The following is a 17,647-nucleotide window of genomic DNA, read 5'->3' on the forward strand; positions in this document are numbered from 1 at the left end:
GATCCCGAAAAAGAATAGTCTATACGCCGGATTCGTTGCCCAGTGCAGGACTGTTGATACTAGGGTCAAAGAGTGCAAAAAACCTAGCCAAGTTGGATACTGGAATGGAATGACACGGGCAAGCCCAGCAAGCGTGTCCGTGTTACTCCATCTTCTTTCGTCTTAGATTTCTTCCGTTAGTTTCGTGATTTCTCGGAGGGCCATTTCCATCAGATTTTGACCGTGCTGTTCAATTAATTGCTGTTGTTCGGCTAGAATGGCAGAATAATCTCCATTGGTTAGCAAGGAAAGCAGGCGTACCTGATTGGATAAAATCACTTGTTGGGAAGCGGCCGTTTGGCAAACCAAAGGCAAAATCGTTTTTAACAGCGCATTCGTCAAATGAGATTGCATAGTAGGTTCAGTTAAAATGAATAATAGTTGATTGCTAACCCATGCCATATTTGGGGAGTACTTCAGAAACGAAAGCACTACGGCCGATAGTACTGTTGATAGCGACGGACTCCATCCGATAATCCAACACTTTAGGCTTACCAACCAAGGTGTTTTTTCAATCGTATATCCTAATATGTAAAGAACCGGACGGTACCGCTGATAAACCGATTAACTAAGTAGAGGTACGTCCAAATCAGAGCTTACAGCTTGTTTCAAAATCACATTCCGCAAACGGGCTTCGTGTTCATCACTCCATTGACCTAAGGCAGCAATCACGGGGATTAACGTCTTACCAAATTCAGTGAGGCTATATTCTACTTTTGGCGGTACAACGGGATAAATTTTTCTCGTAACCAGTTCGTGTTCTTCCAATTCTTTCAACTGAATATTCAATACCCTGCGGGAAGCATCCGGTATCTTACGCTGCAACTCGCTGGGTCTTTTATAGCCCTCATTAATAAACCACAGTAAACGGATTTTCCACTTGCCGTAAAGTACTTCACCGATCAGGTCAAGTCCGCAATTCAGGTTTGGTAATGTTTTTCGCTCATACATATTGTAAAATTAAGCGTATGCCCCAATACGCGCAATAGGGGATAAATTTATCCCTATCTGAATCGTAATTCCGTACTTGTCTGAACTTCTTTTACACGCCAATTTTGCCCTATAATTAATTCGTAAAAGCAAGGCAATAAAATGGAACAGTTTGATTTTAACAATGAGTTATCCGGCAAGATTGCCCTGGTAACCGGCGGTACAAAAGGAGCCGGAAGAGCCATTGCAGAAAGGCTTTTGCAAGCGGGTGCAACCGTTATTATTACCGCCCGAAACGCGCCGGAAGAGAAAAACGAGAAGTTGCATTTCATTTCCGCTGATTTAAGTAAGGAAGAAGGATCACAAAAGGTAATCAGCGAGGTGCTATCCACTTATGGAAGGTTGGATATTCTCGTAAATAACCTTGGTGCTTCATCAACACCGGCGGGTGGTTTCGCCGTGTTATCTGATCAAGATTGGGAAGCAACCCTACAAGCTAATTTGCTGGCTCCGGTTCGGCTGGACAGAGGTTTTTTACCACAGATGGTTGATCGAAAAACTGGCGTTATTATTCACATCGCTTCGATCCAGGGCAAGCTGCCACTCTATGAATCCACTTTGCCTTACGCAGCGGCAAAAGCCGGATTGAGAAACTACAGCAAAAGTCTATCCAATGAAGTGACACCAAAAGGTGTTCGGGTGCTGACTGTTTCGCCCGGCTGGATTAATACGACAGCATCGGTAGCCTGGCTGGGCGAAATTGCCAGAAACGCGAATAGTACCGTAGAAGAAGCGCAACAAAGTGTCATGGATGCCTTGGGTGGAATACCCTTCGGAAGACCAGCACAACCTGAAGAAGTTGCAGAATTGATTGGCTTTTTGGTTTCGCCAAGAGCAAGCTATCTCACAGGGACGGAATTTGTAATCGATGGTGGTACAGTGCCAACCATTTAAGGATATTAAAAATTTAGAAAAATGAATTTACCGAAAGTAATAGCCGATTTAATAGTAGCCCAAAACAACTTTGATAGCGTTGCTTATTCAACTTGTTTTTCCGAAACAGCCGTCGTTTTTGATGAGGGTAAAACCCACCATGGACGAAAAGAAATAGAGCATTGGATTGCCGATTCAAACGAGCGATACAAGGCTACCATGCAGCCGATCAGCTTTGAAGAAAAAGGAACAGAAAGCATTTTAAAAGTAGAAACGTCTGGAAATTTTCCCGGCAGCCCTATTGTATTGAGTTATCATTTAGCAGTAGCTGATGACTTGATACAGTTATTGAAAATTACAGGATAAGTGGGAGTCGGACTTGCAATAGGATACGGGAGATTGGTGTGCTCTCCGTCAAGTCACATTGGTTAACAGGTGGTGATTACGCAAACATAGTCTTACACTAATCCTTTAAGGCTATGTTTGCGTAATTCATACATCCATTGACGGTATATTCTGTTTTTTGCTCAATCGATAAAGTCTGATATCGCTTTGTTAATTTCCTGCTTCTGAGTTGTAGTTGCGCCGTCCCACATGTCATTGTGAATAGTGTCAGGCAGTTGAACAATCCGTATACCAAATTGCCGCTGTTCTTCGATTGTAGGTAGTACCCCTTTGTCTGCTATCTGATCACTTGAGCGTATAGATAGGATGCGAGGAGTTCGGACTCTGGGTAGGGGCATACGTCTATTATCTAAAGAAATCACCTGACTGACCAATGTTGGATATTGCTGGGCAAACAACATCGACATATCACCGCCGTTCGAGTGTCCTATCAACAATACGTGATCAGCATCCAGATCAGGTTTCTGCTTTTGGAGTTCTTTAATAACGAAGTGGATATTCTCCGAACCGCGTTTCCAGTTAGGCATTCTAACTTCATAAGGGTTGCCTGTCGTTGGTATGGGCTCGTCAGTTGGCAGTTCATGCTGAATACTGGCTACTAAGTAGCCGTGGGCGACTAGATTGTGAGCGATAAAAGAATACGCTTTATTGGTGCCACCGTAACCATGACTGAGTACGGCAAGCTTTAAGGGGGCTGTCGATCGTTGAGGCATATACAAAGCCACGGGAATAAGCCGATTTCGCACTTTATCAAATAGATTTAGCGAATCGGTTTTGATTTGAACGCTTGTAGAATCAAATAGACTGTTTGTGTTACTAGCCCAAGTCGACGAGGCTACGAACGTAATGAAGAGAACAATTGTAAAAAAACGATTCATTCTTGGTGAATAGATAAATGTTGTGTTGCCAAATTACCAATAAATGGCATTAGTATTCACCTGAGTGTATAAAAGTGGGTTTTTATTCCAATGGGACCGCTTGTGCAATACCGGCAAAAAACCAATGGATGAGATTACCTTGTATTCATGAAAAAAGGAACGTTTGATCTGTACGAAGACGATGCTGCCAGCTTTAACTATGCAAAAGGAAATTTGGCTTCAACGCACATTTCGACAAAAAAAGCGGATAGATCTAAACTGTAGAAATAGGCAAAAGTCTGGGTATCTTTACGGCTGCTGTTAAGCAAAAAATTAGGAATGGCACCATGCACCTGGCGACCAAACCGGTGACAGTGAGCCTAAACGGGAATCAATTAAGGAAACGGAATAGACATACGATAACCAGAGGAAAGACTCACCGTTACCAAACTAACCGAAGTCGGCGTGTTAACCGTGCAATAGCACACCGTGAATGGCATATTTATGTTACTCAGAATGGACCTTTCACGGATAATTTTAAAAATACAATGCGAATTTTAATATCATTCCTGTTTTTCATTTTTAGCTTTTTGGACGTTCGGGCTCAGCAAATTCTCACTAAGGACGGTGCCTGGTGCTGGTTCAGCGATCCCCGGGCCATTTATGTCGGCTCCCCAAAAGGGGGGATTGCTACCGGTTGGATTGATAAAAGTGGGAATGTATACGCTGCTATGCTGGAGCCTGGTTCCGGAAAAACTGCAATAAAAAAACTCTACCCGTCATTGGAGGTGGACGATCACGATAATCCGGCTTTCGTAGAACTGGAAGATGGGACTATTCTAAGCCAATATACCTGGCATAACGGCACTGTAAATGGTATGGGCGTTATCCAGAATACTACCGACCGTTCTTACGATGTGGAGAGTTTCGGACCACCTGAAGTATTTAAGCCCTACGACGAGGAACTGGTAACAAAATACCGGAAGCAGACCTATAGCTATGCCAATCCTTTCAGGCTGGAAGCCGAGCAAAATAAGCTCTACAGTTTTGGCCGCTGGATTGGTTTTAAGCCTAATTTTATCACCTCGACAGACCATGGAAAAACCTGGTCAGCCCCCAAGGTCGTGGTTACGTCCAAAGGGTTGAATGTGAACAATCGCCCCTACGTTAAATATCATTCAGACGGGAAATCAAAAATACACCTGTTGTTTACCGATGGTCATCCCAACAATGAGCCGACAAACTCGGTGTATTATTGTTATTATGAAAACAATGCTTTCTGGCGGGTTGACGGCACAAAAATTTGTACAACCGATGAACTTCCCTTTCATCCGGAAGATGCCTCTGTTGTTTATAAGGCCACCCCAGAAACGGGGAAAGCCTGGATATTTGATATCGCGATAGATAAGAAAGGCCGGCCAGTGGTGGCTTATACACGTTATCCTACCAACCGGGAACATCTTTACTACTATGCCGTATATCGTAACGGCAAGTGGAAAGACCAGTTGCTCATCAATTCAGGAACTTGGTTTCCTGAAGATGTAGTAGGTGAGAAACAGCGCGAGGAAAACTATTCCGGCGGCATGACGTTGGATCCGCAGACTCCGTCAGTCCTGTATTTTTCCCACCAGGTCAACGGGATTTTTGAGTTGTCAAAAGCAAGGACCAGGAACTTCGGTAAAAGCTGGAAAATAACTCCGATCACACAAAACTCGAGTTTGAACAATGTGCGGCCTGTTATACCACGGTATAAGAAAAAGTCCGATCCAACGGTATTGTTGTGGATGCAATTCAGAAAGTATTTGCATTACACGGATTATGATGCGGATATCCTATACAAGGTTTTGAAGTAGCGCCGTTAAATTCTCTTTTACCATTGCTGCTGCCACTCTTGGCAGACTTTACCCTAAAATTGTACTTTTCCTTAATCGGTCAATGGCCTTCGCCCAAATCTTGAACAGTAAATAGGTAGAGAATTCGGGCGTTTTATGGCGTTGAACGCAGGCTTAACCATTGTGGTTGGCGGGTCGTCGTTTTAATGCTCTGCACTAGCCACTTTTTCACTAGAACGGTTGAACCTGCTGCCTCTGATCATCCATTTTGAGAACTTCATGCCGCTCAAAGAAAGCGAAAAACAGCTCTTGGCTGATCGAGGTACCCAGCGCTCTTTCCGCCGGCGACAATTTATTCTTCAGGAGTGATTTTCTTGTTAGCACTATTCTTCGTCGAAGGCTGCTTCCGCATGTTTGGGGCAGATCCTAAGGGGAACGAGTATACTATAGGGCTAAGGCATTGGGCTAGCTCCCCGCCAAACGCCTTTTCTGCCCTTGCTAAAACTTCCGCTTTCAGGCTGACAACTGGGTTGACCGTCCCAGATTTTGGGTGGACCTCAACTGGCTCATCTTGCCGGCCACAAAAAGTTCATGATTCATTTATCAACATCAAGAATGATTCTCACCTTGGATTGCTCCGAGTAGAGTTTAGTAGTAACATGCGCTTCTTAGACAATAACTCATCAGCCCGATTCCAAAGCCAAACAAAGTAGTGTTTAGTAAATATTCCGTCGTATTGGTATCTTGAGTTGCTTTACTAGTACATCGTTTTGAATCGCTGAATATCAACTTGTAATTTCGGATACTTGGTAATGAAATAATATATGAACAACTCTAATTTTTTGACTTTCCAGATGCTGTGCTTCGTTATTTAATCTTAGAATCTACTTGACTTATTGCTCAGTCCAGAAAGCATAATAAAAATCGACCAAATCATGATTTGTATTATTTTTATTTAAATTTGCATCAGGCCTAATAGCCGGACCTAAACCGTAATGTGTCGTATGCCTGCCGCTGATTTGTTTAAAAACTACGATGAGAAAGCGCTTTGGGATGCACTAGCCCAGGGAAATCAGCAGGCATTTGAGATCTTGTACCGCCACTATTTTAAAATACTGGTAAACTACGGCTCCCGATTGACGCCCGATCCTTTGTTGTTGGAAGATGCCATTCAGGATTTATTTACTTACCTCTGGCGTCGAAAAGTTCAATTGTCCGCTATCACTGAACCTAAATATTATTTACTAACCGCACTACGCAATCAACTGAAGCGAAATACCCGAAACAGCATTTTTGATGATGCCGAAGATATTGATGATTTTCTGGACTACTTAGTTCATCTTTCTGACGAACAGACCGTGGTCGAGCAGGAAACGGTTCTTGATCGATCCCGACAAATACAGGGAGCGATTGCTCAACTGAGTCCGCGTCAGCAGGAGGCCGTGAATCTTCGCTTTTATCATGGTATGAACCTCGACCAGTCCGCCGAACTGATGGGAGTCTCCAAACAGGTCGTGAGCAATCTCCTCTTTAAAGCCTATTCGATGTTACGGGTCATCCTGAAGGGTGTATTTTCTCTCTTCGCTCTATTGTTTCTACGTTGAACGAGCAAAATGTGCCATTCCTTTATTTCGGGCCATATTTGGTAGGTATCTAAAATGTATTTTTATAAAAAAAAAGTAAATACTTCAATTCCGCTGATTAATTTCTAAAAAAGTGTGACTCTGTATAGTAGGGAGGGACCTAATGGGTGAGCCATGCTGTACAACGAGTTTACATTGCAGGATTTCTTAAATGATGATGCGTTTGTTAGGTGGGTTTTGTATGATGAGCAGGACGCCTACTGGCAGAAGGTGCGGGCGGATTTTCCAGCAAAAGGGGAAATCATTAAGGAAGCTGTTCAAGTAATTCAGCAACTTCAACAGGCCGAGGCCAACCGAACCTTACCCGTTGATGAAGAGAAGACCTGGAAACGAATCCGTTCAACCACCATCGATTCGGATCCGCTGATGGGATGGCCCCGAAAACGCCGGTGGACCGGCGTAGCGGTTTTATGCACAATAGCCTTATTCTTAATTGTCTGGAAATGGGTGGATCACGCTACCTCAAAAACCGTTTACGCGAAGCTCGTTACAAAAGCTTCTGAGAAAAATTCGCTGATCGAAAAGATTAATCATAGTGATACGCCCTTGGAAATCAAGCTGGAAGATGGTAGTGTCGTTTACTTGAAAAAGAATAGCCGATTCAGTTATCCTGCTCATTTTGCGGCTCAATCGCGGGAGACCTTTTTAAGTGGAGAAGCCTTTTTTCAAATTGCTCCCAATCCTAAAAAACCGTTTTATGTTTACGCCAACGAACTGGTGACCCAGGTTCTGGGGACGAGTTTTGACATTAAAGCCTTTGATGACGACCAGCAGGTAGAGGTAAAGGTACGGACCGGGCGCGTGTCGGTTTATAATCAAAAACCGATTCGATTAGTCAGTGATGAACGACACAATCTCGTTTTGCTACCTAATCAGCAAATCATTTTTAATCGACAAACCGAAAGCCTTTCAAAACAACTGGTTGCAGAGCCCATGCCCGTTCAGCCCATAGCGGCCGGTGAAAAGCACTATTTTGAGGAAGTTCCAGCCGCGACGGTTTTGAAGACATTGGAACAGCGGTATGGCGTTCATATTCTATTCGATGAAGAATTGCTCTCCCATTGCATTATTACGACCACGCTGAGTAACCAGTCCCTGAAAGACCAGTTGGAAGTAATCTGTCAAACGATCGGGGCAACCTATAAAGAAATGGACGCTCAGCTGGTCGTCGAGGCTACGGGCTGCCAGTAATTCTTCGATTATTCACTTGCATCCTAAACCCTGAAATCCCATGTACTAAACATTCAGATCTACAGTATAAAAAAAGAGAAGATGCGACAACATCTTCTCTTGAATTTAACCAGCACTTACCCAGTGGCTGATTGAAATCGTCTTGTCCTGATCAGAACAAAAACAGTCAAAAGTATGTCAAAATCTTTTACCAAAAAAGAGGTTTTCACGCTCATGAAAATCACTTTAACCCAATTAATTTTTGTGGTAGTGATTGCCGGCAATGCCCTATCCTATCCCGTTGTGGCCCAGGAGCTACTGAAGGAACGGGTTACGGTAAGCCTGAAAAACAGCAATCTCCGTTTATTTCTGCGAAGCCTCGAACAGCAGGTCGATGTCGTTTTTTCATACCAGAAAGGAGTCATCGAACTAGACGAGAAACTGAACCTGACGATTCAGGGAGAAACGGTCGATAATGTCCTGAAACAGGTCTTGACTCCCCGACGTATACACTATAAGGTTATCAATAATAACCAGATTATTTTAACCCGTGTCGGTGAGTTGAAGAATGAGCAGGGTAAGGTAGAAGCGAAGAATCCGATTGAATTTCTGGATTCTGAAAAAGTGGATCGGGTCGTTACAGGCCGGGTGACGGACGAGAAAAGCGAAGCATTACCCGGCGTCAGCATTCTCGTCAAAGGAAGCCAACAGGGTACCACGACCGATTCCGATGGTAAATTTCGGCAATCGGTTGTGGATGGCAACGCCACTCTGGTTTTTTCCTATGTCGGTTATATAAGTCAGGAGATTACCGTCGGCAATCAAACCACGATTAACCTTACATTGAAAGAAGATGCGAAATCGCTGGACGAGGTTGTGGTGACGTCATTTGGGATAGAACGGGAAAAGAAAGCGTTGTTTTATGCCACCCAGGAGGTCAAAGGAGCCCAGCTCACGTCGGTGGGGAACCCTAACGTGCTGAATAGCCTTCAGGGCAAAGTAGCTGGTGTATCGGTCCGTCTCAATAGCGGCATGCCTGGTAAAGCGCCCCAGATCACCATTCGGGGGAATCGCTCCATTACGGGCAATAATCAGCCATTATATGTCATCGACGGGCTTCCCGTCGCGGGCGGGGTAAGAGTCAATGACCTAAATCCCAATGATATTGAGTCCATGAATATTCTGAAGGGACCGGCGGCTTCGGCGCTCTACGGGTTACGGGCTTCGAACGGCGTAGTGGTGATCAAGACAAAAAGTGGTGGTCGGTCGGGCAAGCCAACCCTCAGTTTCGACAGCCATTTCAATGTTGATGAGGTGGCTCGCTTACCCAAAATGCAGGATGTGTACTCACAGGGCTTAAACGGGAAATTCGATTTGAATCAGATATGGACCTGGGGCGCCAAAATCAGCGAAATCGGAACCTATACCAATGAATTCGGGGAACAGGAAGTAGCCCGTGCCTATGACAACGACCGGGATTTTTATCAGCGCGGCCATACGGTTTCCAACAATCTGTCACTAGCCGACGGCGGGGAGTATGGCCATTTTCTAATCGGTGCTGGGCAGACCAGCCAAACCGGCATCGTTCAGGGCTCGGGTCTTAAACGCTACAACATCAAATTCAACGGTGAGATGACCAAGATCAAAAAGGTGACGGTGGGCCTTTCGCTGAATTATTCGGATTTGACAGTGGATGATTACCCTGAGTTGGGAGGCAATGACAATTATTTTCGGGGACTTACTGATGTGCCACCCTCCTATAATCTGAAAGGAAAACGCTATGCGACTCCTTCCAATCCGTATCAGCAGGTATATTACCGGGGTGGGCAAAACAACCCCTACTGGGCGGTGAACCACAACTGGCGCCAAAACAAAACCAACCGGACCTTTGGTAACCTGCTTTTTCGGTACGACATCTTGCCGGAATTGTCGGTCACTTATCGGGTCGGGATGGATTACTTCAGCACTAAAGAGGTGGATTTCCAGGAGTTGGGGACGGCGACGCGGGGACGTACCATTCCACCCAGTGGGGGGAGCCTGACCATCAACACCGGCAGCCAGAACCAGATCAATTCAAACCTGTTTGTGACCTACGACAAGAATTTAAGCGAAAAGCTGAACCTGAACGTCATCATGGGGAATGAACTGTACGACATCAACAGCAGCAATGACCGGACGGCAGGATCGGATTTCGTAACGGGTGGTTGGGCTAATCTCAACAACGCCACCAATGTGGTTGGCAGCAACTCAATTTCAAGACAGCGGGTAGTTGGGGTCTATGGAAACGTGAATCTAGGGTGGAACAAAATCCTTTTCCTAAATGCCTCGGGCCGAAACGACGTCGCGTCAAACATGCCTACCGGCAACCGGTCGTTTTTTTATCCTTCTGTCGGCGGTAGCTTCATTTTGTCTGAGGCATTGTCTTTTCATAAACGCACGGTTTCGTTGATCAAATTACGCGCTTCCTACGCTGAAGTAGGGCAGGTGGGGCCGGTTTATGTTAACAATGCCGGCTTTGTAAAGGGCAGTCCGGGCGGTTTTGTTTTTCCCTTTAACGGTTTGACGGGCCTGACGCAAAGTTCGACGCGGATTGACCCCAACCTAAGACCAGAAAACACGAAAACCATCGAGCTGGGTGCGGATCTGAAGTTTTTCAATGACCGGATTTCGCTGGAATACACCTATTTCAATTCCCAATCCGACGGACAAATTTACAGCGTTCCGGTGCCGCTTTCTACCGGTGCCTCAGCCGAAATCCGCAATGCCGGATCGATGCTGTCCAAAGGCCACGAAGTGGTGCTGGGCATCACCCCGGTCACAACCGCGGCCTTTACCTGGGATCTTGGAGTCAACTTTACGTCGTTTGACAATACCGTGCAGAGCCTGGCCGAAGGCGTCAATCGGATCGTTTTGTCCGACCCAATCGTGGCCGAAGCCGGTTATGCATATCCATCTATCTACGGCCGGTCGTACCTGAGAGATCCGGCCAGTGGCCAGCTTGTTATTAACAACGACACCAAGTCGTCGACCTACGGTTTTCCATTGACGGATAACAACCTCAAGGTGATCGGTAGTACGGTGCCTGATTTTGAACTGAATATCTCCAACACCCTACGGTACAAAAGTTTGTCCTTGAGCGCACAGCTCGACTGGCGGCAGGGTGGGGTCTTCTGGAACCACGGTTTGGCGGAGGCCAACTGGCGGGGGCTTTCGGCCGGGACGCTGGATCGCGAGCAGGATGTGGTGTTGGAGGGCGTGCAGGGACGCTGGAACGGCACCCAATTGGTGGTGGAAGGGCCCAACACCATCAAGATCAAGAAGGAATATCCTTACTACAGCCAGTTGTGGACTAACTACGAATCACAGTTGTCGGACGCTTCCTTTGTGCGGTTACGCGAGTTGACGCTGAATTATGCCTTGCCGGCCTCGAAATTAGGCCTGAAATGGGTGAAATCGCTGTCACTCTACCTGTCGGCCCGAAATGTCTTCCTGATTTCTGACGCCTTCTCAGACCCTGAAGTGAATTTCAGTGAGGGAGGAAACAACGTCGCCGGATATGGTCGTAGCGGTATTACGCCACAGACCAAGAGCTTCGGTGGCGGTCTTAAAATATCCCTTTAATTTAAAACCGGACACCATGAAATTATATAGACTAGTTATCACAATCGCCATGCTGCTGGCTACGATGGGTTCCTGTTCGGAGAGCATCATGAATGAAATCGACAGCAACCCAAACCAGGTAAACGATGCTCCGCTCAATACACGTTTGCCACAGGCCACAATGGGATATGTCAAGGCCGTGGCAGGGAGTTCGTCCAATCGATTGACTTCTTATTACATCGAACACCATACCAACGTTTTGGGCATGGGAGGAATTTATAATACGATGACCTCCTACAACTCGGGGGGGTGGTCGGGGGCTTACACAGCCCTGAACGATATGAAGCTGCTGAAGGAGAAGGCGTTGGTGTCGGAAGCCTGGGGTTATGCGGGTATCGCGGACGTTCTGATGGCCTATACATATGCCAATCTGGTGGATTTGTACGGTGATATTCCGATGAGCGAAGCACTGCAGGCCGGGGTTATTCGCCAGCCGAAGTTTGACAACGCACAGGAGGTCTATAAAAACCTGCAAAGTATCCTGGATGAAGCGGTCGCCAATCTGGACAAAGGAGCTACTGCCCTGGTTAAACCGGGCAGCGACGACCTGGTTTTTGCCGGTAACATGGCCTCCTGGAAAAAAACTGCCTATGCCTTAAAAATCAGATTACTCAACCGATTGAGCAATACTGACCCGGCCGGATCAGCCAACAACGTGTTGAGTCTTCTCGATAAGTCATTTGCCAATGACACGGAAGGGTTTGTCTTTAAGCAGTATGCCGAAAACCGCAACTACGAAAATCCCTATTCGGGCGCTCAGCAGGCACAACCCGAATTTGCGATGGGCAACGGTATTTACAACGCGCTGGCGTGGTTCAGTTCGGGTTCGAATGTGGAGGATGATCCACGCGCTGCGATCTGGTTTTCACGAATCAGCGGAGCCATAAAACCAGCGCCGAACGGCCTGGCAAATGGCGATTTCGGGGAGCCCCGGCTGGATGGCCGGTTTTATTCAAAGCCTGCTGTTCTGAAGTTCCTGAATTCTCCGCAGCCGCTGGCTACCTACGCGGAACTGAAATTTATTGAAGCGGAAGCCCAGTTACGGTTGAACAACCGGACGGCAGCTTATGCCGCTTATCAAACCGCGGTACAGACTGCGTTGAAACAGGCATCGCTCTTCAATCCGGCAACTGCTCTTTCAACCGAGAAGATCAATGCGTACCTGGCTTTACCGAAGGTCTCGCCGACGGCCTCGCAACTGACGCTCCGACATATTCTGTTGCAGAAGTACATTTATCTGTTCTACGACCAGCCTCTGGAGGCCTATAGCGATGTTCGCCGGGAGTTATTCATCACCATTACGGATCCCAGCGGCTTAGCCAACCGGGTGCCGTATCCGGATTCGGAAATTACCAGAAACCCGCAAGTGCCCAAGAACGTCAACCTCACGACCCTTTTTGATCCATCCACCAAATTGTTCTGGGCTAAATGAGAAGAGGTACTGAAATACGGTTTTGATCGAAGCCAAAGAGTCAATCGGGTTTGGAAAACCGGTCATTGAAACGGCCGGTCACTAGTTGTCGAATGGATGAAACAGCATCACAATGGAACTGAACAGGCGATCATTTATCAAAAAAATGGGACTGGGAGCCGGGTTGGTAGCACAACTGTGGCCGACTACTCCCCCGGTCGTCGTTCCGAACGCGGATGATCGGATTCGGGTGGGCCTCATCGGAGCCGGTGCCCGGGGGAAGTGGCTGGCCAAAATTGCTTCGACGCTGCCCGCATTCGATGTCGTCGCCTGTTGTGATCTCCTGGAAGCCAATAGCGAAGCTTGTCAGAAGGAAATCGAGAAAAGAGTCGCCGTTTATGGCGACTACCGCCGAATGTTGGAGGATAAGCAGGTTCAGGCGGTAATCATCGCTACACCCCTCTTTCTCCATTTTGAAATGGCCAAAACCGCCTTGCACGCCGGGAAACACGTGTACTGTGAGAAAACCATGACGCATAACCGAACTGATTCGCTGGCTTTGCGACAGCTGGTGTCTAGCTCACGGTCCGTCTTCCAGGTGGGTTATCAGCATCGGTTCAACCCGGTCTATGCCGAGATCAAATTCTTGCTGGATAAAGCGTATTGTGGCCGAATCGAGCGGGTGGAATGCACCTGGAACCGGCATGGTGATTGGCGAAGACCTTTGCCGAATAGTGTAGCATTTCGGGGCAATGCCGATTATCCTGACCTCGAACATTTAGTCAATTGGCGCATGTATCAGAAATACTCGGGAGGGCTGGTGGCGGAGCTTTGCTCGCACCAGATGGACATCCTCAACTGGCTGCTCGACGACAAACCGGATCAGATTACTGGCTTGGGGGGCATCGATTATTGGAAGGACGGACGCGACACCTACGACAATGTTCATTTACTGGTGCAATATGCCAAAGGGGTAAAAGCGAGTTTTACGTCACTGACGACGAATGCGTGGCAGGGCTATTCCATCCGAATTATGGGTGATAAAGGATCAGTGGAGGTGATGGGTGAAAATGGGCATCGGGCGAAAATCTATGCGGAGAACACGGAGACGGAAAAAGCGGTCGACGGGGTATCTAGTGCTACCAAACTGGCCTGGGATAACAACGAAGGCGTGCCTATCCGGGTGAAAAACCCAGCCAAAGACGATGTGCTACCTACCGAAGGAGCATTGGCGCATTTTGCGTTGTGTATCCGCGAAGGGAAAAAACCGTTCGCCAACGCAGAAACCGGACACGTGTCGGCGGTTTCGGTCGACTTGGCCAATGAAGCCATTCAAAAAAAATCAATGATAAAATGTTCTGATTCGTATAACTAAACAGTTGAATAGCATGAAAAGAAGAGAATTGTTGGGCCTTGGCATAGTGAGTTCAATTCTGCCAGTAGCTTCCTCCAGCGGGCTAACCTGGGGCCACGAAGCGAATAGAAAAGGTATATCCGTTTTTCAGGAACCAGCCAAAAAACTGACCGTAGTGGAAGACGTAGATGTAATTGTCTGCGGTGGAGGACCGGCCGGCGTGGCTGCGGCCATTGCCTCGGCCCGAAACGGAGCGAAAACGAGGCTTATTGAGTTTCACGGTTGCCTGGGGGGCATCTGGACGGCGGGTTTGCTGAGCAACCTGATCGAGCATGAGAATAAGGGCGGTATAATGCAGGAAATCCTCGACGCCCTGAACCGCACCGGTGCGCAGGTATCGGCCACCAACTATGACGCCGAAGTGATGAAGGTGATATTGGATCAGCTTTGCAAGGATGCGGGGGTGGACGTCCGATTGCACACGCGCGTCGTGGCGGCTTACACCAACAGTAAGAAAAGACTGGAAACGATTGTCACCGAAAGTCAGTCGGGACGGGAAGCCTGGCGGGCCAAAACGTTCATCGACACCACCGGAAATGGCGATCTGGCAGCCCAGGCCGGTTGTAGCTTTGTGAAGGGGCATCCCAGCACCGGGCTGGCACAACCCGCTTCCATGATGGCCATTCTGACCGGAATCACCAAATATGACATGGTGCGCAACAGGTTAATTAGCCAGGCAGGGGTGAAAGGCTCTCAGCATAAAATCAATCTTCGCGAGGAGATCCGGAGTATTGGCATGGATCCTTCGTATGGTATGCCGACCCTGTTTTTGATTCGCGATGATCTGTTTGCCATGATGGCCAATCATCAGTACAACATGAATTCGTTGGATGCCCAGGATATCACCCAGGCAACGATGGAATCGCGGTGGGAGGTTTACAACATGGTGGACAAGCTCCGGAAAAAAGGCGGAATCTGGAGTGATTTACGAATTGTGGCTACTTCGGAGCAAATTGGCTTGCGAGAAGGTCGGCGAATTAAGGGATTGTATACGGTCAATCGGGATGACCTCATCAAAGGATCGCGTTTTGACGATGCGGTTTGCCGGGTAAAGTTTGCCGTGGATATTCACTCGGTAGATGGAAAGGGTGATAAAGGCTATGGCAGCGAAGGCATTCAGGTAAAACCCTATGATATCCCATTGCGCTCGCTGATCGCCAGTGAAGTAGGCGGCTTGATCATGGCCGGACGATGCATCAGCGGTGATTTTTTTGCGCATGCTAGCTACCGGGTAACGGGTAACGCCGTCGCCATGGGGGAGGCCGCCGGAAAAGTAGCGGCAAAAGCATCGCTCACCAATCGCTTAGCGCATGAAGTGCAATGGAAGGAAGTGAATAAGGCCTAAAACAGAGATTTGAAACGATTCAACAAACCGTTTCAAAATAAAATAGTATTGATCCGTGAGTGGGCTTGTAAAGATTTGCGGAGGCTTTGGCCTTACTGAATGTTAGGGGAGTAAGTCGAACGTTAAAAAATATCGTCAGGATGGTAAGCCGCTCTAGCTTGCCATAAGCTTTCTGGACCCGCTTGCCGCTTAATCGACTACCAGATAAGGCAATTGATCGAAGAACTGAACAAAAGTACTCAACATCACGGCGTTCCGGGCCAGATATGGACAAGATATTGTGTCAGTGAGGGTATTAAACGACTCTTTGGGGTTAGTGACGATCCCTCTCAGGTGGTACGTTTACTCAAAAAGGCCAAATGGACCGGGACGCCGTAGCGATGGGTATCGGATCGGACTTACATTCGAAGTGGAGACGGCTGGCTTGATCCAACTCCTGTTGGCTACCAAGAATAGCCAAACGTTGGCGGCCTTGCTCGAAGAAAATTGGACAGAATTAGCGTGCCATTCGGAACGAGAACCGTTTTGGCGAGTAGCCGGTTGCATACGCAATTTCAGTCAGCGATTTATGGGACGAATTCATCAGTTGCAGGGCCCGCTCCACTTTAAGCCTCCTTCGGTATTTACCTGCATCTGCTTTGAGGTTGACATTTAGTTTAATACGACGCTCACATAAACAATTTCTTACCAACCCATCTTTTTAAAGGTTGGTGCGCTCAACAAATTAGATGAGAAATTGAAATAATAGTAGAACGGGAAGCCGTTTCGTCTCATTTAACAACTTTTAACTTGGACTCTGTTTGGAATCCATTCACCTTTGCTGATAAAACCAGCCTTCCTTCCGGTGAAACGATTCCTGTTTTTCTGCTTGATCGCCCTCCCTTTTTCATGTTCTAAAAAAGAGCTGCTGCCGGAATCCGACAAAGATGTTTTGTTTGCCACTCCTTCCCAATCAGAAATCACGCGTATTTATACTGATTGGCAAAAAAGAGACTTAAAGCCTATGGAACATCAGCTTGTGCAGGAAAGCCAACTGCTCAACGGAAAATTCAGGCTCAAAATTGTTGCCTATACGGTTGCCGGGATAAAGCAATACGGGGCTTTACTGATCCCGAAAACCAATAGTCCACTACCCGTCCGGATGTTGATCGGCGGCTTCGGGTTAGGCATTACGGAGAATTCTGTCACCCTGACAGTCGATAGCTCCCTAATCAATTCCCCTTTTATTCTGGCTATTCCTGCCTTACGCGGTCAATCGCTGGCTATCACCGTTAACGGTACCAGGTATACTTCCCCCGTATCGGAAGGGGATCATTGTGACGCATTTGATGGTGCTACGGATGATACCCTCGCCTTTCTAAATCTGATTCAACAAATCGAAAGCCAGGCCGACGTCAGTCGAACCTCCGTCAGAGGAGGCAGTCGAGGGGGTACAGTGGCCCTCTTAGCGGGTATCCGCGACAAACGGATCAAACGAGTGGTTGGGGTGGTCAGTCCCACTGATTTCGTGGGACTAACGGCTCAACATGAAAACGACCCGACCTATCAGTGTCAATTTTTGAAGGCTATACCACATACGCCCGCTTCCCTGCAAGAGGCCAGGACTAAATTAATAGCTTCGTCCCCGCTGTATTTCGCCGATCAACTGCCTTTAACGCAACTCCATATGGGGCTGAATGATTGGAATGTACCGATCGCTCAAGGCACTGAACTGGAGCAGAAAATGATCGCCTTAGGCAAGTCGTCAACTTTTTCCCTGTATACCTATCCCAAAACCCATTCCGATATCGCCATCAACAACCCTGAACTGATAAGCCGGATTGAACAATTTTTAGCCCAGCTGTAAGAGAGCCAGCTCACTACTCATATAGGACATCGTTGTTTTGGGTGAGCCAAAGGGACCGGCATGGATTTGAATTTCAAAGGACCAGAAATCACAACGATTCCGGCGAAAAGGGAGTGCTACCCATAATAAACTCATGATGCAAGTTGCGGTTAACGAAATGAA

Annotated in this window: 14 protein-coding genes; 11 read left to right on the forward strand and 3 right to left on the reverse strand. The window is 47.3% G+C overall.

Annotated elements, in window-relative coordinates; translation table 11 throughout:
- Nucleotides 1-162: 162 nt before the first annotated feature.
- Both ACYVH9_RS27885 and ACYVH9_RS27890 read right to left on the reverse strand, forming a co-directional pair.
- Complete coding sequence (locus ACYVH9_RS27885) at nucleotides 163-393, reverse strand: hypothetical protein (RefSeq protein ID WP_460639724.1); 231 nt, start codon at nucleotides 391-393, stop codon at nucleotides 163-165.
- 210 nt (nucleotides 394-603) lie between these two features.
- On the reverse strand, nucleotides 604-990 hold the full coding sequence (locus ACYVH9_RS27890; RefSeq protein ID WP_460639725.1) for a winged helix-turn-helix transcriptional regulator: 387 nt from the start codon (nucleotides 988-990) through the stop codon (nucleotides 604-606).
- A 141-nt stretch (nucleotides 991-1,131) separates the two neighbouring features.
- Here ACYVH9_RS27890 and ACYVH9_RS27895 point away from each other — a divergent pair, with 141 nt between their 5' ends.
- Nucleotides 1,132-1,923, forward strand: coding sequence for an SDR family oxidoreductase (locus ACYVH9_RS27895; RefSeq protein ID WP_460639726.1), 792 nt, complete (start codon nucleotides 1,132-1,134; stop codon nucleotides 1,921-1,923).
- A gap of 21 nt (nucleotides 1,924-1,944) precedes the next feature.
- The gene (locus ACYVH9_RS27900) at nucleotides 1,945-2,268 is read left to right on the forward strand and encodes a cupin domain-containing protein (protein WP_460639727.1); all 324 of its coding nucleotides are present in this window, start codon (nucleotides 1,945-1,947) and stop codon (nucleotides 2,266-2,268) included.
- A gap of 161 nt (nucleotides 2,269-2,429) precedes the next feature.
- On the opposite strand, the gene ACYVH9_RS27905 is transcribed toward ACYVH9_RS27900, so the two are convergent.
- Nucleotides 2,430-3,185, reverse strand: coding sequence for a serine aminopeptidase domain-containing protein (locus ACYVH9_RS27905; protein ID WP_460639728.1), 756 nt, complete (start codon nucleotides 3,183-3,185; stop codon nucleotides 2,430-2,432).
- A gap of 147 nt (nucleotides 3,186-3,332) precedes the next feature.
- Between ACYVH9_RS27905 and ACYVH9_RS27910 the strand changes: the two genes are divergently transcribed.
- The 9 genes from ACYVH9_RS27910 (at nucleotide 3,333) to ACYVH9_RS27950 (ending at nucleotide 17,485) form a co-directional block, all read left to right on the forward strand.
- Nucleotides 3,333-3,449 (forward strand): DUF5110 domain-containing protein, encoded by a 117-nt coding sequence (locus ACYVH9_RS27910; protein ID WP_460639729.1) that lies wholly within the window; start codon nucleotides 3,333-3,335, stop codon nucleotides 3,447-3,449.
- Between the two features lie 263 nt (nucleotides 3,450-3,712).
- Complete coding sequence (locus tag ACYVH9_RS27915; protein ID WP_460639730.1) at nucleotides 3,713-5,017, forward strand: BNR-4 repeat-containing protein; 1,305 nt, start codon at nucleotides 3,713-3,715, stop codon at nucleotides 5,015-5,017.
- A gap of 983 nt (nucleotides 5,018-6,000) precedes the next feature.
- Nucleotides 6,001-6,600, forward strand: a complete 600-nt coding sequence (locus ACYVH9_RS27920; RefSeq protein WP_460639731.1) for an RNA polymerase sigma factor — start codon at nucleotides 6,001-6,003, stop codon at nucleotides 6,598-6,600.
- Between the two features lie 153 nt (nucleotides 6,601-6,753).
- The gene (locus ACYVH9_RS27925) at nucleotides 6,754-7,830 is read left to right on the forward strand and encodes a FecR family protein (protein WP_460639732.1); all 1,077 of its coding nucleotides are present in this window, start codon (nucleotides 6,754-6,756) and stop codon (nucleotides 7,828-7,830) included.
- Between the two features lie 174 nt (nucleotides 7,831-8,004).
- The gene (locus tag ACYVH9_RS27930; RefSeq protein ID WP_460639733.1) at nucleotides 8,005-11,430 is read left to right on the forward strand and encodes a SusC/RagA family TonB-linked outer membrane protein; all 3,426 of its coding nucleotides are present in this window, start codon (nucleotides 8,005-8,007) and stop codon (nucleotides 11,428-11,430) included.
- A gap of 16 nt (nucleotides 11,431-11,446) precedes the next feature.
- Entirely contained in the window at nucleotides 11,447-12,901 is a 1,455-nt protein-coding gene (locus tag ACYVH9_RS27935; protein WP_460639734.1) for a SusD/RagB family nutrient-binding outer membrane lipoprotein, read from the forward strand.
- Nucleotides 12,902-13,013: 112 nt separating this feature from the next.
- A complete protein-coding gene (locus ACYVH9_RS27940) occupies nucleotides 13,014-14,255 on the forward strand; it encodes a Gfo/Idh/MocA family oxidoreductase (RefSeq protein WP_460639735.1) in 1,242 nt (413 codons plus the stop codon).
- Between the two features lie 13 nt (nucleotides 14,256-14,268).
- The gene (locus ACYVH9_RS27945) at nucleotides 14,269-15,639 is read left to right on the forward strand and encodes an FAD-dependent oxidoreductase (protein WP_460639736.1); all 1,371 of its coding nucleotides are present in this window, start codon (nucleotides 14,269-14,271) and stop codon (nucleotides 15,637-15,639) included.
- An 844-nt stretch (nucleotides 15,640-16,483) separates the two neighbouring features.
- Nucleotides 16,484-17,485 carry an alpha/beta hydrolase family protein gene (locus ACYVH9_RS27950; protein WP_460639737.1) on the forward strand — a complete coding sequence of 334 codons (1,002 nt, stop codon included), beginning with the start codon at nucleotides 16,484-16,486 and terminating at the stop codon, nucleotides 17,483-17,485.
- The last annotated feature ends 162 nt before the right edge of the window (nucleotides 17,486-17,647 follow it).

Source organism: Larkinella harenae, from assembly GCF_054780515.1.